The organism is Methanolacinia paynteri (genome assembly GCF_000784355.1).
Classification (GTDB): domain Archaea; phylum Halobacteriota; class Methanomicrobia; order Methanomicrobiales; family Methanomicrobiaceae; genus Methanolacinia; species Methanolacinia paynteri.
In genome coordinates this window covers 106,503-125,568 of the sequence record NZ_KN360928.1, presented here as the reverse complement: position 1 = coordinate 125,568, position 19,066 = coordinate 106,503, and the positions used below count along the sequence as shown (strand labels likewise).

The following is a 19,066-nucleotide window of genomic DNA, read 5'->3' as shown; positions in this document are numbered from 1 at the left end:
GGATCGCCTTTTTGTTTTTTCAATATTTTTGTTTTATCAGTTTCTGACTTGGTTTAACCTGGGAAGGCTGAAAATAATTGGTTTAAATTAAAATTGGAGGATTTTAAAAGAGAAATCGTAGTTTTTCCCCATTTATTTATTCACAAGGAAAGAATAGGCGGAAAGTGCAGCTTTTGCGCCTTCTCCCGAAGCAATAATTACCTGCTTGCTCTCGGTATCGGTAACATCGCCGGCTGCAAAGACGCCTTTATGTGATGTCCTGCCGTTGTTGTCTGTGATGATCTCCCCGTTTCCATTGAGATCGACGAAGCCTTCAAGAAATCCGGTATTTGCATCATGTCCGATAGCGAGGAAGAGACCGTCGGTTTCAAGTTTTATCTCTTCGCCCGTATCCCTTTCTTTTATTGTAACCGCTTTGAGCATATTGTCCCCCCCAAGGGCGCTTACAGTATAGTTTTTATAAGTTGAAACGTTCTCAAGCCCCTCATACTGGTTGGTGTATACCTCGTCCGCCCTGATTTTGCTTCTTACTATAAGGTTTACATGTTTGGCAAGTTTGCTCATCTCAATGGCTGTCGTGACCGCGTAATTTCCTCCTCCGATAATTGTCACGATCTTATTACGGAAGAGCGGACCGTCGCAGGTGGAGCATATGCTGATCCCGTGGCCTATAAATTTTTCTTCATCTTTTATTCCAAGCCACCTGGGTTTGACACCTGTTGCAATAATCACCGATTTACCTTCAAATTTCTGCCCGGACACCGTAGTGATGACGAATTTTTCATCGCTTTCGGCAATCGATTCTGCCTTGTCTATCTCGATCTCAATATCCTCATTCCTGACCTGCTCTTCAAATTTCTGCATGAGATCGCTTCCGGATATTATCCGGAACCCCATATAATTTTCAATGGCCCAGGATTCCAGTGCCTGTCCACCTATATCCTCGGTAATTATCATGCATCTAAGCAGCTTTCTCGCTGCATATGCAGCTGCTGTAAGCCCTGCAGGTCCTCCGCCAAGAATAATAATGTCGGTTTCACCTTTCTCCCCGGTATCCCCGAAAAGTTCGTTCAGTCTCCTGACGTCATAGCCTACGATGACCTCGCCGTCGATTACGGTTACAGGTACCGCATACTGGCCCGAGAGTTCAACCATCTCTTTGGCTGCTTCAATATCTTCTCCTACATCAATATTCTGGTATTTTATTCCTTTTTTGTCAAGAAACGCCTTGAGCAGTCTGCAGTACTGGCATTGTTTTGTCGAGTAAACTTTTACATCCGGCATAGTAACTGCTTTTTCCATCAATTTATTTAAATGTGTCACGAAAAAAAGAATTTGGATTTGTATAATTACCGGGTTATTCGATCTCTTTAAACATTCTTCCGGGAACGCCGCATATGGGGCATGTGTCGGGCACTGAGTCAAACACTATATTCCCGCATACAGGGCATAAGAATACTTTGGAGACCTCGAGGTCGTTACCGCCGGCAACAGCTTCAAGGGCCCTGCCATAGTTTGCTGCATGGACCTCTTCGGCCTTCATTGCATGGGTGAATATCGTTCCTGCTTCCTTGTCATTTTCCTTCTCGGCATCTTTGACAAATGAAGGATACATGGAGGTGTACTCTGATGTCTCTCCTTCAATGGATTTTTTCAGGTTTTCTTCTGTTGAATTTACCTGCTGGAGGAGAAAGAGGAGTCTCTTGGCATGAATTGCCTCTGCTTCAGAAGCAGCCCTGTACAATTTTGCAACATTTGAGTAGCCCTCAGCATCGGCTTTTTCCGAAAATATTTTGTACTTCCTGTTTGCCTGGGATTCGCCTGCAAAGGCTTCTGCCGCATCATCTTTCGTTGTCATAAAATCTTCTCCTTTTGCTTTAATTTCATAATTGAGCTTAATATTATTTATTTCATGCGGAGATGACTAGAAAAAGAAAATAAGATTATTCTTCCATTGTGGAGAGATCACCCGGGTCCTCTCCCATCTCCTGGGCTTTGAGGACACGTCTCATGATCTTTCCGCTCCTTGTTTTCGGAAGAGAATCGACGAATTTAATCTCGGCCGGCATTGCAATCGGACCGAGTGTCATCCTTACATGGTAAGTAAGTTCATTTGCAAGCTTTTCGCTCCCGCTGTAGCCGTCAATAAGGATTACGAAGGCCTTGATGATGTTGCCTTTTACCGGGTCCGGAATGCCGATGACAGCAGCTTCGGCAACAGTCTCGTGCTCGACGAGAGCGGATTCGACCTCGGCGGTGCCGAGGTTGTGGCCTGCGATTATTATAACATCGTCCGATCTTCCTATGATCTGGATGTATCCGTCATCGTCCTTTACCGCAAGATCGCCTACTACGTAATAGTCCTTTATCTGTGTCCAGTACTGCCTGTATCTTTCGTCATTGCCCCACACGCCCCTCATCATCGAAGGCCAGGGCTCTTTTATGACGAGAAGTCCGGTTTCTCCTGCACTCTTTGAATTCCCTTCTTTGTCAACGACATCGGCAACAACACCCGGGATCGGCCTTCCCACGTACCCCGGTTTCATCTCCTCGCCGACGAGTGTCGTAACCATGTGCATTCCGGTCTCAGTCTGCCACCATGTATCGACGATCGGCGTCCTGCTCTTCCCGATAACCCTGTAATACCACTCGAAGGCCTCGGGATTTAACGGTTCTCCGACGGATGCGAGTATTCTCAGGGAATCGAGATTGTATTTCTCAGGCCATTTCTCACCGTGCCTCATGAACATCCTGATTGCAGTCGGTGCCGTATAGAGGATCGTGACGCCGAAATCCTCCACCATGTCCCACCATACTCCCGGGTCCGGATAGTCCGGGGTTGTCTCGCTGATCAGCAGTGTTGTTCCGAAAAGCAGGGGCCCGTATATGATGTAGCTGTGCCCTGTAATCCATCCCGGGTCGGCAGTACACCAGTGGACATCGCTGGGTTTCATATCGAGGACATATTTGCACGTGTAATACGTCCCGACCATGTAACCGCCGCATGTATGAAGGATACCCTTTGCAGTGCCTGTTGTTCCGCTCGTATAGAGTATGAACAGAGGGTCTTCTGAATCCATTACTTCGGGTTCGATGAAGTAATTCCTCTCCTTCATAAGGTCGTAGAAGTCGATCTCTATCTCCGAATAAAGTTCGGTCCGCGGCCTTGTTCTTCTGTGAACGATGACCTTTTCCACAGAGGTATGGACTATCGCCCTGTCAACTATCGATTTGAGATCGATTCTTTTTCCTCTCCTGAAACTGGCATCTGATGTGATGACAAATCTCGATTCCGAATCCCTGATCCTTGAATGCAGCGACTCCATTCCGAACCCGGCAAATACAACGTTGTGAACCGCACCTATTCTTGCGCATGCAAGTATGGCTATGACCTGTTCGGGTGTATTCGGCATATATATACAGATCCTGTCGCCTTTACGGGCGCCAAGGCTTTTCAGTCCGTTTGCAAACCTGCAGACCTCCCTGAACAACTGGCGATAAGTGATGATCCTCTCGCTGCCATCGTCACCTCTCCAGATGAGGGCCACCTTGTTTCTTTTCTCTGTACTCAGGTGCCTGTCAAGGCAGTTGTGCGTGATATTGCATTTTGCTCCTGTGAACCATTTAGCATTCGGGTGGTTCCATTCAAGAACATTATCCCATTCATTGAACCATTCGAGTTCGGATGCTATTTCCGACCAGAATTTTTCCGGGTCTTTTAAAAACCTCTCATAGGCGGCTTTGTAGTCGCCCATATTTGACAATTCCCGGTATTCGTCCTCCGGAATATATCCTCGCCTGAGGTTTGTTTTTTCCTGACTGGTTATGGTATCATACCTCCTGGATATTCTACATAATTAATAGTGTAAAATAATAAAATACTGTCGGTCGAACTGACCATCGTCAATCAACGAAAAAATCAGGAAAAATTTCAAAAAACCATTTCATTAATGACCTTTCGGTAATATATCTGAATTATAACGGTTATGGGGGATCGATGAAATCAATAAAAGAGATCAGGGATACCGACAGGCCGCGGGAAAAAATTGCCCGGCTTGGTGTTGAGAATCTTTCAGACAACGAACTTATTGCTGCAATTATCGGCCGTGGTGTCACCGGCCGCGACGTAAATGCAATATCGGCAGATATCGAGAAACTGCTTAAAGAGAAAAGAGGAAGACCCTCTTATAATGAATTTCTTGCAATAAACGGAATTGGGACGACAAAAGCCTCACAGATGGTCGCCGCATTCGAACTTGCAAGAAGATACTCGGGGAAGAGCAGTTATAAGATTGAAAAGCCCGGGGATGTACTGCCCCTTGTAGACCATCTCAGGTCCAAGAAGCAGGAATATTTCATATGTATGACCCTCAACGGGGCTGGAGAACTTATAGAGCAGAGGATTGTTACGGTAGGACTTCTCAACCACAGCCCTGTCCACCCGAGAGAGGTCTTTGCCGATGCCATTACGGACAGGGCTGCATCCGTTCTTTTCGTTCATAATCATCCTTCAGGAAGCCCCGAACCGTCAGCCCAGGACATAGATATCACGAAAAGGCTGTGCGAAGCGGCTGAAATCCTTGGAATCAGCATTTTAGATCATATCATCACTGCAAAAAGAGGATATGTAAGTTTTAAGGAGCGCGGTCTGATCTAAGAATACTTTTCTTTATTTTCAGATATTTCGCGACACATCCGGAAGCTTTTTTCGTATGCCGCATTCATGATTTCGGTTCTGGTCGTTATGTCTTTTACTTCGTCCATATTATTCTGGAAGACCCCGTCATAGTACGGGCAGTCGATGATGTCGCAGAACGAATCGGTCGTGAGTTTGATCCCGTCGAAATCATTTTTTATGTTCATTCCGCCGATTGAAAGGAGAAGGGTGCGTCTCCATTTTTTCTGCTCTTTCGTTATGATAGGCTGGTTTCTCTTGTATTTGGCCATAAAATAGACCTGAAACCTGTCCATAAATGACTTGAGCTGGCCGGGAACTCCCATGGTCATGACAGGGGTTGCGATGATCAGGCCGTCCATATTTTTGAAACGCTGGAGGAAGGGGGAGAATTCGTCGTTTATGTAGCAGGAATCATTCTTCTCGCAGTAGTAATACTCCATGCACCCTGAAAAACTGAGATCGCATACATTTACCCGTGCGACGCTGCATCCTGCATCTTTTGCGCCTCTTATCGCCTCGTCCAAAAGTTTGCCGGTGTTTCCTTCGGGTAGGGGACTTCCCATCAGGGCAATTATTTTAACAGTCATATCTTCTCATAATACGTTTGTTTATTTAAAATTGGCCTCTGTCAAAACACATAAATAGATTGCATCTAAATCAAAATCTGAGGAAAAGAGTAATGACAGAAGTGAAAAAAGTGAAATCGGGTGAAAAGGTAGGTCCCGGGAAATATGTTTGTGTCGACTGCGGTTTCGAGTTCGAGATAAACGATACCGAACAGGATCTCCGGAAATGCCCAAAGTGTGCGTGTGAAATGTACGACTGTTTTCCGATAACTCATATTCGCCCTGATATTAATACTCCGGAGGACGTAAAGAATCCTCCTGAGAGAAAATAATCAGAATGAGGTGATATTATGGTAAATGTAAAGAGCGAAGGAGAGGTATTTGTCTGCGAAATATGCGGCAATGTAGTGAAAGTTATTGAAGTCGGCGGCGGCGAACTTGTCTGCTGCGGCGAACCTATGACTCTCCAGGAGGAGTGAAAGATGTCAGATATGAATGATTTGGAAAAGAAGATCGGTAAGATCCCCGTAATCTTCAGGGAGCTTGCCGAGAACAATCCCGAGCTTCATGACAAAATACTGGCGCTCGACAACCTGATATGGGACGACGGTGCACTTTCAAGGCAGACCAAGAAGGTTATCGCCATTTCAATTGCCGCAGCGCTTCGTGACGAGCATGCTGTACAGGCACAAATTGCAGGTGCAAAGAAGCTTGGAGTAAAGAAAGAAGAGATTGAAGAAGGCCTTCGTGTTGCATTCCTGCTCTCAGGAATGCCTGCCTATGCTTACGGCAAAGCAAAACTCGAAGAGACCTATAAATAAAATTTTGGAGGCAGAATCATGTGTGAGGATGTTGAAATGGACAGAGGTCCAAGATTACCAGTTCTTGGAGAAAAAGCTCCTGACTTTCAGGCTGTTACAACTCACGGCCCGCTAAAGCTCTCGGACTTCGAGGGTTCGTGGGTCATATTGTTCTCCCATCCCGCCGACTTCACCCCGGTTTGTACTACTGAATTCATGGGCTTTGCAGAGATCTATGACGAGCTGAAATCACTCAATACACAGCTAATCGGTCTTTCGATCGACAGTGTTCATTCACACCTGGCCTGGGTGAGAAACATCAAAGAGAAGATGGGAGTGGAGATCCCGTTCCCTGTAATTGCAGATCTCGACATGAAGGTTGCAAATCTCTATGGCATGGTGCAGCCCGGGCAGAGCACCACCTCAACCGTAAGAACCGTATTTTTCATAGACCCTGTAGGAATACTCCGTGCGATGCTGTATTACCCTCTCTCAAACGGCAGGAACATGCAGGAGATATTAAGAATGCTCCGTGCTTTCCAGGCTTCTGATGAGCATGGCATAGCAACTCCGGCAAACTGGCAGCCGGGCGATAAGGTAATTGTACCTCCGCCTGTGAACCAGAAAGATATGGAAAAGAGGCTCTCCGAAGGGTACGAATGCAAGGATTTCTATCTCTGCTTCAAAAAACTCTGAATCCCTAACCCAAAATCCTTTTTAGTTTTCGTTTCAAATTAAGCTTAATAAATATGGATATATCCGTACTGGCAATAGCCGGCAGTCCAAGGCGCCACGGGAACTCCGAAGACCTCCTCGATTATGTAATCGGGTATTTATCAGGCCAGCCGGGCATAACGGTTGAAGAGATAATACTCTCGAAGATAGAGGTAAATCCGTGCAGGGGCTGCAATGCTTGTGAAAAAGAGGGCATATGTGTTATCAAAGACGATATGAAGATGCTCGAGGATAAGATCACCGGAGCGGATGTGATCATCTTCTCATCACCAATATTCTGCATGGGTCTGTGTGCGCAGGTAAAGGCCCTGATTGACAGGATGCAGGTATTCAGGTCGCGAAGATATGTTCTCAAACAGCCGATAATCCCGCCTGAAAAACGGGGAAAAAAAGCCGGCCTTTTCATCTCCACTGCCGGGCAGAACTGGGACTGGGTATTTGACGGAGCGATCCCTTCCGTAAAATGCTTCTTCCATCTCGCGGGGATCAGGGATAAGGACATGTTTTACCTTATGATAAATAATGTCGATAAAAAAGGGGAGATCAGGGCGCATCCTACCGCAGAACAGCAGGCATTAAAGGCAGGTGAAGATATCACAGGGCATATCCGCCGGCTTAGGGAGGGGTGAAAAGAATTGACTGTAAACGTACTTGGAATATCGGGCAGCCCTAGGATCAGGGGAAATACAGAGAAGCTTCTTGATGCGTTTTTGAAAGGTGCGGAAGAAGCCGGCGGGGATGTAGAGAAGGTTCTGCTGAAAAAACTCAGTTTCAGAAGCTGCATGGGCTGCAATAAATGCCACAAGACAGGTGTCTGTGTCGTAAAGGATGACCTTACTCCCCTGCTTGAGAGGATCGCAGAGACCGATATCCTCGTTCTTTCATCTCCTATATATTCGATGGGAATCACATCAGAACTGAAGGCCTTAATCGACAGGGGTCAGTTCCTCTGGGCCAGGAAGTTCGTATTGAGGAATCTTGAATTCAGTGCGGAGCACATCAAGCTTCATAAAGGCGTCTTCATCTCGACAGCGGGTCAGGATACTGACAATGTTTTTTTGGGAGCCTATCCTGTACTTACGGCTTTTTTTAACGATTTCGGCATAGACTATTATGAAAATATTGCAGTGAAGGGAATGGACAGATGGGGCGGGATAGAGGGCCATCCCGATGCACTGCCAGACGCGGGAAAAAAGGGTGCGGAGATTGTGAGGATGATGGCAGATCTGAAAAAGAGTGCGGCATCAGAAAAAAAGGAATCCCCGTGATCGCGACGTTAATGGAGTTTATATAATGAACAGCATATTCAAGAAAACACTTCCTGATGAAACAATTATGAAAGCCGGGGAGTACAGGAGAAGAAAGGTTAAACTTCTCGAACAAATTGACGAAGAGTCGGTGAAGGTCCGGGAGGAGATAGACAATCTTTCTCTATTCTCCCTGAAACTCAGGTATACGACTCTCATAATTGCACTGGCTGTCATTGCCCTCATTTTGGTCTTAATTCAGTCGCCTGTAAATTTCTTTATATACTGGCTGATTTCCTCTTTCGTGTTTCTTATGTTTAATCCGTTCATATTCCTTCTTCCTACGGGGCGTGAAAGAGGGGTTGAATCGTCCAAAAACAAGGATTTTAGTGCCCGCGGGATTGTCAGTGATCTAAAGGGCAGCATGAAGGTGGTAAAGAAAGAAAAGAAATTTTTTGTCGAATTCGGGTGGAAACTCTTTTTTATAAACTGTCAGCCGCTGGCACCAGGGTTTATAGGAATTTTTCTTCTCAGCATGATCTTTGGAGCCATGCTTTATTTCTGGAACATCTTTGACAGGTTTACCTTTGGAATGCTTCTCGTACAGTGTTTTGCAATCATTGTGTTTTATACGGGAATATGGTTCGTTAAGCCGTATTCGGATGAATTTCTTTCATATCTGCTTGGTCTGAAGGTCCGTGCAAAAAAGAGTTATCATACAGGATTCCTGACTTTTTTCAAATATATCATGATTATTGCGGTACTTGCGGCAGTTGCCGGAGTTGTTATGCTACTTGCACTTCTTCTTCCCGGGTTCACACTCGGCCGGATCCTTGAAGACGGCTCAGAAGAGGAGTTTAAAATAATATTCTTCGTTATAGTCCTTATATCACAGGTAATACTGGTAAGGTATATACAGGGAGGATCGAGCAGGAGAATTGTGGAAAATTTCCTCAGATTAAAACTGCTTTTTCTTGAAAAACTGCGCAGCAAAATGTCTTCCATCGAACCTGAAGGATTAGGTGATTACGACGGGATTAACCCTGAAGACAGTGAACTGCTGATCTCGGCAGAAAGGTCAGCTCTTGAAATGAATCTTCTTAGGACGGATTATCACAATTTTGGAGGGTACTTCCCCGTGTGCCTGATCTCCCCGAATACTAAGATGCTGCTCAAGCTCTACCAGTATTATCCGGGGGAAACAGGTGAACAACCCTTATAAACAATAATTTATATCATTAAGTATGCTATAGATGCCCGTAAAAATTTGACGGGCGGATATCGGAAGAGGTGTGTATAAGTGAGGTTAGGTTATTTCAAAAGAGCACTGGTAGTAGTGCTGATTTTGGTCTTCATGTGTGTATTCTCCGCATCTGCGGTCCTGCTGGAGACAACGGTGTCTGGTGAAGTGACGAAGATAAACGAAGCCGACAATGTGATTAAAGTACATACGAACGAGGTATGGAATGGCAAGTCATGGGTTATGTACTCGGTGACTTCTCTTGATAAGCAGGATCTCACCGGTTCCGTTCCGGACGGAGATATCTTTGACTATCTCCAAACAGGCGATATTATCCAGGGGACGTTTACGGGAGATGAGATCTCTACAGTGATATTTGTAACAGTGGCCCGTGTTGAACGTCCTGATTCAAGCTCAAGATATCTTTCCGATTCCTGGGGCGATCCGTCACTGCTGGTATCCCCGTTTTTCAATAATTTCAAGATAACCTATGAGATGACAGCTGACTGCAATGAATGCACCGGATCGGTCTGCACTGCAGATTCCTCTGATGTCAGCGTGTCCCAGGGATGGGAGGGGCAGAATTATCTCACAGAGACAACCCTGGTTCCCGGTGAGAAATATATATTTACGAGTCCCGAAGGCTGCCAGTCCGAGCTTGCCGTAACTTTTGTGGAAGGGCAGGCTTCAGCCGATGTATGCAGCAGGGCAGCGGTCGAGGGCCCCCAGCCGTTCTCGGACTTTGCAGTCCACGTCGTGCAAAAAGGAACTGAAACCGGAGTGACTGCTACCCCGTCATCCACCATAACCGAGACGGCAACAACTTCAGCTACAACACAGCCGGAGGCGACACAGTCGCCGGGCTTTGCAGTGGCAGTAGCTGTTATCGGGATAATGGCAGCACTTTGTTTAAGAAAATAATCTAATCAAATTTTTACTTGTACTTCTCAACAGCGTTGTCCCAGATTCTCTTTGCCCTTTCAATGTCCTCACTCAGGAACATATTCATATATAAGCCGTAGAAAAGTGTGGTGATGAGATCGGCCATTTCGTAAATATCAATATCCTGTCTGATCTTTCCTTCATTTTGGATACGAATCAGGTATTTGATAAAATATTCCCTGTCATCTTTACCGTCTTCCACCAGAAATGATTTGATCTCTTCGTCATTTACTGCAAGATTCATGAGTTCGAAAGGAAGAATAAATCCGAATTTGAGATATTCCGTAAATAAATAGAAGAGTATTTCAAAGATGTCCTGACCCTCGCTGTTCTTCATTCTGTGGGTCATGTCACTCTCGAACTCCTGCCTGTAATGCTGGGCCGCCTTGGCAAAAAGGTCTTTTTTATCTTTAAAATATGTATATATCGCACCTTTGCTTATTCCTAGTTCAAGTGCGATATCATCCATTTTGGTAGCCCTAAAACCCTTTTTCCAGAATAATCCGAATGCCGCTTCAAGGATCCTTTTTCTTGCTTCTTCTTTGTATCCGGGTAATACTTTGGGCATATTCTTACACAATTATGTTCTGTTTTACTTAAATATGAGTCGTAAAAATGACCATAAATTTTTTTAATGAACAAAAGTCAATATTGTTGTATAAATGCTGTAGCGCTATTTATAATACTATAATGGCTATACTGTCATTTTAGAGGGGTGTACAATAAATGCTCAAATATATTCTGGTTTCCGTTGCAGTGATATTATGTCTGCCGGGATTGTGCAGTGCCGGTTTATACGGACCCACGGTTATACTTTCAAACAGCGAGGTTGTTCCGTCGGTCCTTATGCCAGGCGATATCGGGATGGTCACGGTTACTCTTACCAATACGGCGTCTTCGTCGACAACAACCACAAGCGATTCCATAGTCACGACGATGAAAGAGATAAATCCTACTATCACGGGAGTGTTCCTGGACGGGGGTAAAGATATAAAAGTCCTTGGAGGCAATTCCGAATTTTCCGGTGACCTTGGCCCGCAACAGTCCGTGAAGATCTCATTTGCGATAGAGGCCCCTGAAAAGAGGGGGATCTACTATGCGATACTGAGAGTCAGCGTGAAGGGTTCGGAAAACCTCCAGTACCCTATTCCCATAAATGTCGATATGCCAGTATCTTCGCTCAGGAAACCGGTGCTTATCGTGGGACAGTCCGGAGATACCTCTCTTCAACCCGGAGACGGTGCAAATGTCACAGTCAGTCTCTATAACAGCGGGGAGAGCACTGCAGAGGATATTTTCATAAGAGTGGTCGAAGACGAGCCATCGCTTGCCGTGATAAATTCGCAGTCGTTTCATATCCCGGATCTCTCGTCGGGGGAGTCCGAATCATTTATTATCTCATTTATCTCTGATACCGGAATGGAACCCGGAGTTCATGAGATACCTCTTGAGATCACATACAATGTAGTCGATGGAAGTTCGGCTGATCAGAACGATGCGATTGCCCTTGATGTAAACGGGAAGGCTGAACTGAGCATTGCCTCATTAAAAACCGATCCCGTCCGGATTACGGGAGGTCAGGAAGTCGATCTTACGATAAGGATAGAAAATACCGGAACAGGGGATGCAAAATCGACTGTTGCGAAGATAGACCTGCCTTTTGAAGGAAACAAAGAGGCATATATCGGTAAAATAAAGCCAGGAAACGATGCACCGGCAGTTTTTACCCTTGATGCAGGTTCTCCGGGAGAATATAATTACTCGCTCACGATCTCATACGAGGATGATACCGGCATTCATGAATCCCTCTATCCTCTTACTCTCTCGATAAGGAGAAATAATGACGAAACCGGCCTGATCATCGGCATCATTATACTGATCGCCGCTGCGGCAGGCGGCTATTACTACTTTGTCTACAGAAAAAGAGAAGAAGATAAGGTCTGATCGGCGATGTTTGAGGATCTGAGGGTTTCAGCCTTCCTTGCTGCGAGGGCAACCCAGAGAGGTGGGAGGGGCCGAATTTTTATGAATATAGTTATCATAGCCCTGGTCCTGACGAATATGATCTTCTTGCCGTCGATTATATCGGGGGCGATCGAGGTCTTCAACCAGCAGAACGTGGACTACATTACATCGGATATTATCATCGAACCGAGGGAGGACAATCGCTACATAAATGATCTCGACGATCTTCTTGCAGTTCTAAATCGTGTCCCAGGTGTGGTGCGGGCCTCCCCGAGGTACGAGATGCCTTCGTCGATTGAATTCGAGGAGGAATCGATAACCCTCGGGATAACTGCTCTTGATCCACGGGATGAAGTCGAGGTTACGAAGTTCCAGGATGCTATGCTCGAAGGGGATTTCCTTGGAAGCGGGAGCATGGATGAGATCATTATCGGGCGTCTTGTTTCGGGAAACAAGGATAAAACTAAGGATTATTACCCATCTCTCGGGGGTGCTGAGGTAGGTGATACGATAATGGTCAGGTACAGCAACGGAGTCGTCCGTGATTACCGTGTCAAGGGTATATTCAATACAAAATCATGGACTGCCGACTACATGGCAATTGTAACCTGGGACGAGATGAACTCAGTACTTGGATATGATAATGATGTAGCCGACGAGATCCTAATAAAAACATCCAAAAATGCAGATGTTTCTGATGTCAAGAAGAACATACTCGAGTTTGGTGTCGGCGAAAGCGTCAAGACATGGGAGGAGGCGCTCCCCAGCGCAGTAACCGACTCGGTTGAATCATTCAATATAATAAACCAGATTACTGTCTTTGGCAGCCTGGTAATCGCAATTGTTTTGATCTTTATAATGACCACAATAAAGGCGTTCAACAACCGAAAACAGATAGGCATCCTGAAGGCTATCGGGATAAAGAAGAGTGTTATCATCAACTCATACGTGCTGCAGGTGGTATTCGTATGCCTTATCGGTTCTGTACTCGGATTTATGATACTTGAGGCGATGGTCCTCTATTTTACGGCGTATCCGATGGAATTCCCCGACGGGAACGTTACTCCTGTGGTTGATACCGGGATGCTCATCGAAAATACTCTGCTGCTGTTTGTCTCGTCCGCGATTGCAGGATTCATTCCTGCATGGAGGATTACGCGGGGGAACATTCTTGATGCGATGAGAGGGAACTGAGATGATAACTGCAGCAGGAGTCAGGAAAGTGTATAAGATGGGCCTGGTGGAGGTCCATGCCCTGAGGGGAATCGATGTCGATATCGAAAAAGGGGAGTTCGTGGGGATAATGGGATCCTCGGGTTCGGGAAAGTCAACCCTTCTTCATATGCTCGGGCTTCTGGACAGGCCGACCGAAGGCCGGATATCCATAAGTGGCAGGAATGTTCTGGAGATGAGCGACGAAGAGAAGGGAAGATTCAGGCTGTCCGGATTCGGGTTTATATTCCAGGATTATGCACTCGTTCCGGAGCTGACAGCGCTTGAAAATGTCATACTGCCTGCCATGGCTGCCGGGCGGCTGCATGAAGAGTGCATAGCAACCGGTGAATCATATCTCGGAAGGGTCGGACTTGGGGAGAGAGGGGGGCATCTGCCTTCCGAACTTTCAGGCGGCGAGCAGCAGAGAGTTGCTATTGCAAGGGCGCTCGTTAACAATCCCTCTATTCTCTTTGCCGACGAGCCGTGTGCAAATCTCGACAGCGCCAATTCGAGGACCGTCCTCGATCTCTTCAGGGAGATAAACGAGACCATGGACCAGACCGTTGTGATGGTTTCGCACGAGGAATGGCACAGGGAGTATTTTGACAGGATTATCAGGCTGAAAGACGGTCTGGTGGCGGAAGAGATCAGGTTGAAAGGGTGATGTTTTTGAGGGAGGGGGAAGATTCCCCCTCCCTATACCCCTCCCCCTCGTCGTGATAAGTCGCAAAGGGGATGGACGAGCATCCCCTTTTGCTCCCTGAATTGCATCGCTCCTTTCAGAATCTGAAGAGGCTTTGGCTATTAATTTCTTCCTTCATTTTTGTCCTCTCCACGGCCGAAAGGCCGGGTTATCACCATAGCGCAAAGCCCTGAGGTCAGGGCGTGTTCGCGTAGTGAACTTGCGCAAGGGTTGCCTACCTAAGTGCTGTCGCCCCTTCGAAACCCACGACGACCTTCGATTATATTGAAAAAATTAGAGCAGGAGCATGGCTTAAACAATTTTAAATTTTTATAGGATCAAAAAAAAGAAAAGTCCTGAATTCAGAGTATCGCATTCAGGACTGCGTCAAGAGAACCGCCGAAGTTGGACGAGAGAAGGATAAGTCCAAGTGAAACAACGATTACAACGGCGAAGACTGCTGGATTCCACGAGAAGACTTTTTTTCCGTCGAGAACACTGATCGGGAGCATATTGAAGAATGCAATCATCGAGTTTACCGAAAGGCCGACCATTCCAGTAAGGAAGAGAATCAAAGGCAGGATTCCTTCTGTATTCGGATATCCCATCGCCGCTCCCGCTACTATCATCAGGAAGAACGGGATGCATAATACAAGATTTACCGCTGGTCCGGCGATCGATATGACCCCTGATTCTTCGCGGGTCATCATACGCCCGTCCCTTGAATAGATCATCGTCGCACCCGGTGCTGCAAAGACGACTCCGACAAGTGCGGCAAGCGCAATTGCGACCAGAAGCATCTGAGTATCCTTCCTGAACTCAGCCCAGTACCCGTACTTGATAGCCATGAATTTATGGGCGAGTTCGTGAAGCAGAAATCCGAGTCCTACTGTAAACAGGGAGATTACGAAGAAAAGCACGAAACCGTCAGGGGTGACTCCGCCCCTTATAAAGATAAATGTAAAGGCGAGCGCGATTGCGAGCCAGCCGATCAGGAGATCTTTTCTTTCATGTTCAGTTATTGCTGATATCAGACCTGATTTCATATGATGTTTAAATTTATGTTATTATTGCTGTTTTATTCTTCCTGTGTTGCTATACATGTGCATGCTTATCTTTTAATGAGAAGAAATTCTATGTAATGAATCTTGAAGAGTCGAGATTGGCAATTGAGGGGATTGACAGGGATATTGTCGCTTTGATCGCAAAAAGGCAGGAATATTCAGCCTTTATTGCGGCCGAGAAGAAGAAGTCGGGATCTTCCGTAAGGGACGAAGTCCAGAGAAGAAAGGTCCTGGACAGGGCGGCTGTTCTTGCATCAGAGTCGGAACTCGATGAGGAGAGTGTCGTAAAAATATTTGATATTCTTGTAGAAATGAACGAAAAAGCCCAAAAAAATTGTATTTAATTATTCTTTTTTTATCATAGTACCAATGCCCTCGCGTGTGAAGAGCTCGAGCAGGAGGTTGTGATTTTTGTTTCCGTTTATGATGTGTGCATATGAAACCCCGTTTTCAAGACATTTTATGCATGCGTCAAGTTTGGGGATCATACCTCCTACTATGATTCCCTCGTTGATCAGGCTCTTTGCCTCACTGATCGTAAGCCGGTGATATGTCCTGGTCCGTCCTGCGTTCATGATACCGTCGATATCCGACATATTGATGAACTTATAGGCCTTCAGTGCGATTGCGATCTCGCCTGCGGCGGTGTCGGCATTGACATTCAGGCTGTGCCCCTTCCTGTCCATTCCTATCGGGGCGATTACAGGGATGTAACTTTTATTGATAAGCCCTTCAAGCAGTTCGGGATTGATCTCCTCTATATCGCCGACATGGCCGAGATCGATCTCCTGCTCCTCGTCATCGACGACAACCTTTTTCGGGCTGATCTTCTTTGCGATGATCATATTGCCGTCGTTGCCGGAGAGGCCGACTCCCTGTGCACCGAATTTGGCGATAAGCGAGACTATGCCGTCGTTGATCTTTCCTACAAGAACCATTTGGGCGATCTCGAGTGTTTCCAGATCGGTAATCCTCAGGCCGCCGACAAATTTGGGTTCTTTTCCCATCGCCTTCATCTTGGATGTGATCTCGGGGCCTCCGCCGTGGACTATTACCACCTTCATCCCTACATAGTGCAGGAGGACGAGATCCTGTATCACCGTATCGAGAGTGTCGGAATCGATCATGGCATGGCCCCCGAGCTTTACGACAACAGTCTTCCCGTGGAACTGCTGTATATAGGGCAGGGCCTCCATCAGAACATCAACGCGTTTCATGTCGTGTACTTCCCGTTAATTTCAACATATTTTTCAGTAAGATCGCAGCCCCACGCAGTCGCCTCATAGTTCCCTGTACCGAGATCAAACTCTATTCTCAGTTTATTCCCTTTCATTAACTCTTTTGCTGCGGCGAGAGCGGCGGGGTTGATCTTATCGTCAGCCTTGATTACTCCTTTTTCTTCAAGTATTACAGTCTTTTCGCCGTCTCCGATCGATATTGATGTATTCATCGGGTCGAAAACCGGCCCTGCCCTTCCTGCAGCCGCGATAATCCTTCCCCAGTTGGGGTCTTCGCCATATATTGCGGTCTTTACAAGCGGCGATCCTACGATAGTCTTTGCAACCGCTGCGGCATCTTCTTCGGATTTCGCACCTGTCACCGAGACTTCGACAAACTTCGTTGCACCCTCCCCATCCTCTGCAATCTGTTTTGCGAGGGATATGCAGACCTCTTCGAGTGCCGAGCAGAATTCATCGTAGTCCTGAGTTCCCTTAAGGCCGGTTGCCGTAAGGAAGACGCAGTCGTTTGTCGATGTATCTCCGTCTACGACTACCCTGTTGAAGCTCCTTTCTGTCGCGGTCAGGAGTGCTTTTTTCAGATCGGCTGATGCGATCTCGGCGTCTGTGTATACGAACGCAAGCATGGTTCCCATATTCGGGGCGATCATACCGCTTCCCTTTGTAATGCCTGCAACAGTGAACCCATCCCTTCTCGCGATGGCACGCTTGGGATACAGATCCGTTGTCATGATGGCGGCTGCAGCATCGTCGCCTGATTTTTCATCGGATGCCAGTGTGTCCTTGATCCTCCTGCACTGGTCTTCGATGATGTCTATGTGGAGATAGCGGCCGATAACTCCGGTGCTCGCCACACCAATATATTCCGGTTTTGTCCCGAGTGCCTCTGCCGCTATAGTCGCAATCCTTTCAGCATCCCTGTAGCCCTGCTCACCGGTGAAGACGTTTGCATTTCCTGAATTGACGATTATCCCGTCAAGGCGCCCTGCCTCCATCGTCTTCTGCATCAGCCTCACAGGCTCTGCTATGACAAGATTCTTTGTAAAGACCGCTGCCGCATTGCCTGAAGCCTTTATGAGCGCAAGGCCGAATTTGCCTTCCTTTATTCCTGCGGCTTCGACGCCTTCAACTTCGCATATGCTCTTCATTTTTTATTTAGTCCTCAGTCCCTTCGGGGAATGCTGTCCCTATACCCCTCACTATATCCTGCCTGGTGACTATGCCGACAAGCCTGTCGCCTTTTACCACGGGAAGCCTTGCGATCCCTTCGGACAGCATGAGCTTTGCCGCCTCCTCGATCTCGGCATTTTCGTCGATGTATATTACATCCGTGCTCATGATGTCGGAGATTGGGCTTTCGCTAATATCTGTTAAGGCCTTTCTTGTCTTTTCCCAGTTTACGAACTCCCTGATAGGGATCTCGATTATCTCGAGGGGCGAAGGAAGCCAGAGGTCTTCGCTGAGCTCTCCTACGTCGAGAAGTGAGAGGAGATCGGTTTCGGTTACGATACCTACGAGGCGTTCTCCGTCCATTACTGGTATTCCGCCGATTCTTCTTTTCCTGAGTATCGCCGCGGCTTCGCTTACGTTTGCATCCGCCTGAATGGTAACAGGGTCCGGTGTCATTACATCTTTTACAAGCATTTTCAGTCTCTTTTGTCGTTTTTGTAATTATAATTAAGGGAAGATCGGAGCTGAAAGGAGCCCGTCCGTCTCTTTGTACCCGCACATTATATTCATGTTCTGTATTGCCTGCCCGCTTGCGCCTTTAACCAGGTTGTCGATAGCAGAAACGGCAACAACTCTTGTACTCTCTTTTTCTGCCTCCACAGCTATATCGCAGAAGTTGCTGCCCCGGACTGAAGCGAGTACCGGGTCCTGCATTCTTACGAAAAACTCCTTTTCATAGAATTTTTCGTAGGTTTCTGAGACCTCTTCCGTTGTCATCGGTTCATCAAGGAGGATGTGCGCGGTTGTGAGGATTCCCCTGTTTACAGGAAGAAGGTGGGGCGTAAAATGACATACGGCCTTTGATCCGAGTCCTTTGATCTCCTGCTTCATCTCTGCAAGATGCCTGTGCCCTGTCCACTTGTATGCCTTAAGGCTGTCCGCCACATTCGAATACTGGTTGGTTGCAGACGGATTGGCGCCCGCGCCTGACACTCCTGTCTTTGAGTCGAATATTATCGTGTTAGCCTTTTCTGCAAGAGGTGCAGCCGCAAGTGTCGCTCCTGTCGGGAAGCATCCGGGATTTGCCACAAATCCGGCTTTTCTGATCTCCTCCCTGTGGATCTCCGGCAGACCGTATGGAGCCTCGAAATATGCCTTATGCTCCACTCCATAGGTATTTTCGTAAATCTCTTTGCTTAGCCTGTAGTCGGCACTGAGATCAACGGTTTTAATTCCCTTCTCTTTCAGTTCCCCGCCATAATTCATTGCAACCGTGTGAGGCACCGCAAGGAACACGAAGTCTGCGTCAATATCCCCAATCCCCTGATTGGAAAATTTGAGTTCACATAACCCCTTGAGGTTGGGATGCGTCTTCCAGATCGGCTGTCCGTCTTCCTTTCTGGAGGTGGCTGCCACAACATCGGCATCGCTGTGGGTTAAAAGGAGCCTGATCAGGTCTCCTCCGGTATAACCGGATGCTCCGATTATTGCAATATCCATAAAAAGATATTTGCCGCTCCCGCA

Annotated in this window: 23 protein-coding genes; 13 read left to right on the top strand and 10 right to left on the bottom strand. The window is 46.8% G+C overall.

Annotated elements, in window-relative coordinates; translation table 11 throughout:
- Positions 1–132 precede the first annotated feature (132 nt).
- From METPAY_RS04040 to acs, 3 genes are all read right to left on the bottom strand, one after another.
- A complete protein-coding gene (locus METPAY_RS04040; protein ID WP_084600679.1) occupies positions 133–1,302 on the bottom strand; it encodes an FAD-dependent oxidoreductase in 1,170 nt (389 codons plus the stop codon).
- A 55-nt stretch (positions 1,303–1,357) separates the two neighbouring features.
- Positions 1,358–1,858, bottom strand: a complete 501-nt coding sequence (locus METPAY_RS04035) for a rubrerythrin family protein (RefSeq protein WP_048149367.1) — start codon at positions 1,856–1,858, stop codon at positions 1,358–1,360.
- A gap of 85 nt (positions 1,859–1,943) precedes the next feature.
- Complete coding sequence (gene acs, locus METPAY_RS04030) at positions 1,944–3,755, bottom strand: acetate--CoA ligase (RefSeq protein WP_084600678.1); 1,812 nt, start codon at positions 3,753–3,755, stop codon at positions 1,944–1,946.
- Between the two features lie 242 nt (positions 3,756–3,997).
- Between acs and radC the strand changes: the two genes are divergently transcribed.
- Positions 3,998–4,657, top strand: coding sequence for a RadC family protein (gene radC, locus METPAY_RS04025; RefSeq protein WP_048149364.1), 660 nt, complete (start codon positions 3,998–4,000; stop codon positions 4,655–4,657).
- On the opposite strand, the gene METPAY_RS04020 is transcribed toward radC, so the two are convergent.
- Complete coding sequence (locus METPAY_RS04020) at positions 4,654–5,265, bottom strand: flavodoxin family protein (RefSeq protein ID WP_048149362.1); 612 nt, start codon at positions 5,263–5,265, stop codon at positions 4,654–4,656. The two genes, radC and METPAY_RS04020, sit on opposite strands and share 4 nt — an antisense overlap.
- A 92-nt stretch (positions 5,266–5,357) precedes the next feature.
- Here METPAY_RS04020 and METPAY_RS04015 point away from each other — a divergent pair, with 92 nt between their 5' ends.
- The 8 genes from METPAY_RS04015 to METPAY_RS03980 all read left to right on the top strand — a co-directional run bounded on the left by METPAY_RS04015 (position 5,358) and on the right by METPAY_RS03980 (position 10,187).
- On the top strand, positions 5,358–5,576 hold the full coding sequence (locus tag METPAY_RS04015) for a zinc ribbon-containing protein (protein ID WP_048149360.1): 219 nt from the start codon (positions 5,358–5,360) through the stop codon (positions 5,574–5,576).
- A gap of 18 nt (positions 5,577–5,594) precedes the next feature.
- A complete protein-coding gene (locus METPAY_RS04010; RefSeq protein WP_013330539.1) occupies positions 5,595–5,723 on the top strand; it encodes a desulfoferrodoxin FeS4 iron-binding domain-containing protein in 129 nt (42 codons plus the stop codon).
- Between the two features lie 3 nt (positions 5,724–5,726).
- Positions 5,727–6,065, top strand: coding sequence for a carboxymuconolactone decarboxylase family protein (locus METPAY_RS04005; RefSeq protein ID WP_048149358.1), 339 nt, complete (start codon positions 5,727–5,729; stop codon positions 6,063–6,065).
- 36 nt (positions 6,066–6,101) lie between these two features.
- Positions 6,102–6,740: a peroxiredoxin gene (locus METPAY_RS04000; protein WP_245611519.1), complete on the top strand. Its 639-nt coding sequence runs from the start codon at positions 6,102–6,104 to the stop codon at positions 6,738–6,740.
- Positions 6,741–6,793: 53 nt separating this feature from the next.
- A complete protein-coding gene (locus METPAY_RS03995) occupies positions 6,794–7,408 on the top strand; it encodes a flavodoxin family protein (protein WP_048149354.1) in 615 nt (204 codons plus the stop codon).
- Positions 7,409–7,414: 6 nt separating this feature from the next.
- Positions 7,415–8,047, top strand: coding sequence for a flavodoxin family protein (locus METPAY_RS03990; protein ID WP_048149353.1), 633 nt, complete (start codon positions 7,415–7,417; stop codon positions 8,045–8,047).
- Positions 8,048–8,072: 25 nt separating this feature from the next.
- A complete protein-coding gene (locus METPAY_RS03985; RefSeq protein WP_048149351.1) occupies positions 8,073–9,248 on the top strand; it encodes a hypothetical protein in 1,176 nt (391 codons plus the stop codon).
- Between the two features lie 78 nt (positions 9,249–9,326).
- Complete coding sequence (locus tag METPAY_RS03980) at positions 9,327–10,187, top strand: hypothetical protein (RefSeq protein WP_157198987.1); 861 nt, start codon at positions 9,327–9,329, stop codon at positions 10,185–10,187.
- A 13-nt stretch (positions 10,188–10,200) separates the two neighbouring features.
- Here the strand turns inward: METPAY_RS03980 and METPAY_RS14055 are convergent, their stop codons facing one another.
- Entirely contained in the window at positions 10,201–10,776 is a 576-nt protein-coding gene (locus METPAY_RS14055) for a TetR/AcrR family transcriptional regulator (protein WP_052418647.1), read from the bottom strand.
- Between the two features lie 158 nt (positions 10,777–10,934).
- Between METPAY_RS14055 and METPAY_RS03970 the strand changes: the two genes are divergently transcribed.
- The 3 genes from METPAY_RS03970 (at position 10,935) to METPAY_RS03960 (ending at position 14,052) form a co-directional block, all read left to right on the top strand.
- Complete coding sequence (locus tag METPAY_RS03970; protein WP_048149347.1) at positions 10,935–12,152, top strand: COG1361 S-layer family protein; 1,218 nt, start codon at positions 10,935–10,937, stop codon at positions 12,150–12,152.
- 81 nt (positions 12,153–12,233) lie between these two features.
- The gene (locus METPAY_RS03965) at positions 12,234–13,367 is read left to right on the top strand and encodes an ABC transporter permease (protein WP_245611518.1); all 1,134 of its coding nucleotides are present in this window, start codon (positions 12,234–12,236) and stop codon (positions 13,365–13,367) included.
- Between the two features lies 1 nt (position 13,368).
- The gene (locus tag METPAY_RS03960) at positions 13,369–14,052 is read left to right on the top strand and encodes an ABC transporter ATP-binding protein (RefSeq protein ID WP_048149343.1); all 684 of its coding nucleotides are present in this window, start codon (positions 13,369–13,371) and stop codon (positions 14,050–14,052) included.
- A 380-nt stretch (positions 14,053–14,432) separates the two neighbouring features.
- Here METPAY_RS03960 and METPAY_RS03955 read toward each other — a convergent pair whose 3' ends face one another.
- Positions 14,433–15,116 carry a site-2 protease family protein gene (locus METPAY_RS03955; protein WP_048149341.1) on the bottom strand — a complete coding sequence of 228 codons (684 nt, stop codon included), beginning with the start codon at positions 15,114–15,116 and terminating at the stop codon, positions 14,433–14,435.
- A gap of 95 nt (positions 15,117–15,211) precedes the next feature.
- Between METPAY_RS03955 and METPAY_RS03950 the strand changes: the two genes are divergently transcribed.
- The gene (locus METPAY_RS03950) at positions 15,212–15,478 is read left to right on the top strand and encodes a chorismate mutase (RefSeq protein WP_048149340.1); all 267 of its coding nucleotides are present in this window, start codon (positions 15,212–15,214) and stop codon (positions 15,476–15,478) included.
- Here METPAY_RS03950 and argB read toward each other — a convergent pair whose 3' ends face one another.
- From argB to argC, 4 genes are read right to left on the bottom strand one after another with little or no spacing between them, the layout of a single operon-like run.
- Positions 15,479–16,351, bottom strand: a complete 873-nt coding sequence (gene argB, locus METPAY_RS03945; protein WP_048149337.1) for an acetylglutamate kinase — start codon at positions 16,349–16,351, stop codon at positions 15,479–15,481.
- On the bottom strand, positions 16,348–17,520 hold the full coding sequence (gene argJ / locus METPAY_RS03940) for a bifunctional ornithine acetyltransferase/N-acetylglutamate synthase (RefSeq protein WP_048149335.1): 1,173 nt from the start codon (positions 17,518–17,520) through the stop codon (positions 16,348–16,350). Before argJ ends, argB begins: the two co-directional genes overlap by 4 nt.
- A gap of 7 nt (positions 17,521–17,527) precedes the next feature.
- Positions 17,528–18,016, bottom strand: coding sequence for a CBS domain-containing protein (locus tag METPAY_RS03935; RefSeq protein WP_048149333.1), 489 nt, complete (start codon positions 18,014–18,016; stop codon positions 17,528–17,530).
- A 33-nt stretch (positions 18,017–18,049) separates the two neighbouring features.
- On the bottom strand, positions 18,050–19,042 hold the full coding sequence (gene argC, locus METPAY_RS03930) for an N-acetyl-gamma-glutamyl-phosphate reductase (RefSeq protein ID WP_048149331.1): 993 nt from the start codon (positions 19,040–19,042) through the stop codon (positions 18,050–18,052).
- Between the last annotated feature and the right edge of the window lie 24 nt (positions 19,043–19,066).

Excerpts from the sequence above, each read along its gene's own strand:
- METPAY_RS04020 (WP_048149362.1), bottom strand. The coding sequence starts at position 5,265 with ATGACTGTTAAAATAATTGCCCTGATGGGAAGTCCCCTACCCGAAGGA.
- argJ (WP_048149335.1), bottom strand. The coding sequence starts at position 17,520 with ATGAAGAGCATATGCGAAGTTGAAGGCGTCGAAGCCGCAGGAATAAAG.
- METPAY_RS04035 (WP_048149367.1), bottom strand. The coding sequence starts at position 1,858 with ATGACAACGAAAGATGATGCGGCAGAAGCCTTTGCAGGCGAATCCCAG.
- METPAY_RS03965 (WP_245611518.1), top strand. The coding sequence starts at position 12,234 with ATGAATATAGTTATCATAGCCCTGGTCCTGACGAATATGATCTTCTTG.
- METPAY_RS04040 (WP_084600679.1), bottom strand. The coding sequence starts at position 1,302 with ATGGAAAAAGCAGTTACTATGCCGGATGTAAAAGTTTACTCGACAAAA.
- METPAY_RS03960 (WP_048149343.1), top strand. The coding sequence starts at position 13,369 with ATGATAACTGCAGCAGGAGTCAGGAAAGTGTATAAGATGGGCCTGGTG.
- acs (WP_084600678.1), bottom strand. The coding sequence starts at position 3,755 with ATGGGCGACTACAAAGCCGCCTATGAGAGGTTTTTAAAAGACCCGGAA.
- argC (WP_048149331.1), bottom strand. The coding sequence starts at position 19,042 with ATGGATATTGCAATAATCGGAGCATCCGGTTATACCGGAGGAGACCTG.
- METPAY_RS04005 (WP_048149358.1), top strand. The coding sequence starts at position 5,727 with ATGTCAGATATGAATGATTTGGAAAAGAAGATCGGTAAGATCCCCGTA.
- METPAY_RS03955 (WP_048149341.1), bottom strand. The coding sequence starts at position 15,116 with ATGAAATCAGGTCTGATATCAGCAATAACTGAACATGAAAGAAAAGAT.
- METPAY_RS04000 (WP_245611519.1), top strand. The coding sequence starts at position 6,102 with ATGGACAGAGGTCCAAGATTACCAGTTCTTGGAGAAAAAGCTCCTGAC.
- argB (WP_048149337.1), bottom strand. The coding sequence starts at position 16,351 with ATGAAACGCGTTGATGTTCTGATGGAGGCCCTGCCCTATATACAGCAG.
- radC (WP_048149364.1), top strand. The coding sequence starts at position 3,998 with ATGAAATCAATAAAAGAGATCAGGGATACCGACAGGCCGCGGGAAAAA.
- METPAY_RS03985 (WP_048149351.1), top strand. The coding sequence starts at position 8,073 with ATGAACAGCATATTCAAGAAAACACTTCCTGATGAAACAATTATGAAA.
- METPAY_RS04015 (WP_048149360.1), top strand. The coding sequence starts at position 5,358 with ATGACAGAAGTGAAAAAAGTGAAATCGGGTGAAAAGGTAGGTCCCGGG.
- METPAY_RS04010 (WP_013330539.1), top strand. The coding sequence starts at position 5,595 with ATGGTAAATGTAAAGAGCGAAGGAGAGGTATTTGTCTGCGAAATATGC.
- METPAY_RS03935 (WP_048149333.1), bottom strand. The coding sequence starts at position 18,016 with ATGCTTGTAAAAGATGTAATGACACCGGACCCTGTTACCATTCAGGCG.
- METPAY_RS03950 (WP_048149340.1), top strand. The coding sequence starts at position 15,212 with ATGAATCTTGAAGAGTCGAGATTGGCAATTGAGGGGATTGACAGGGAT.
- METPAY_RS03995 (WP_048149354.1), top strand. The coding sequence starts at position 6,794 with ATGGATATATCCGTACTGGCAATAGCCGGCAGTCCAAGGCGCCACGGG.
- METPAY_RS14055 (WP_052418647.1), bottom strand. The coding sequence starts at position 10,776 with ATGCCCAAAGTATTACCCGGATACAAAGAAGAAGCAAGAAAAAGGATC.
- METPAY_RS03970 (WP_048149347.1), top strand. The coding sequence starts at position 10,935 with ATGCTCAAATATATTCTGGTTTCCGTTGCAGTGATATTATGTCTGCCG.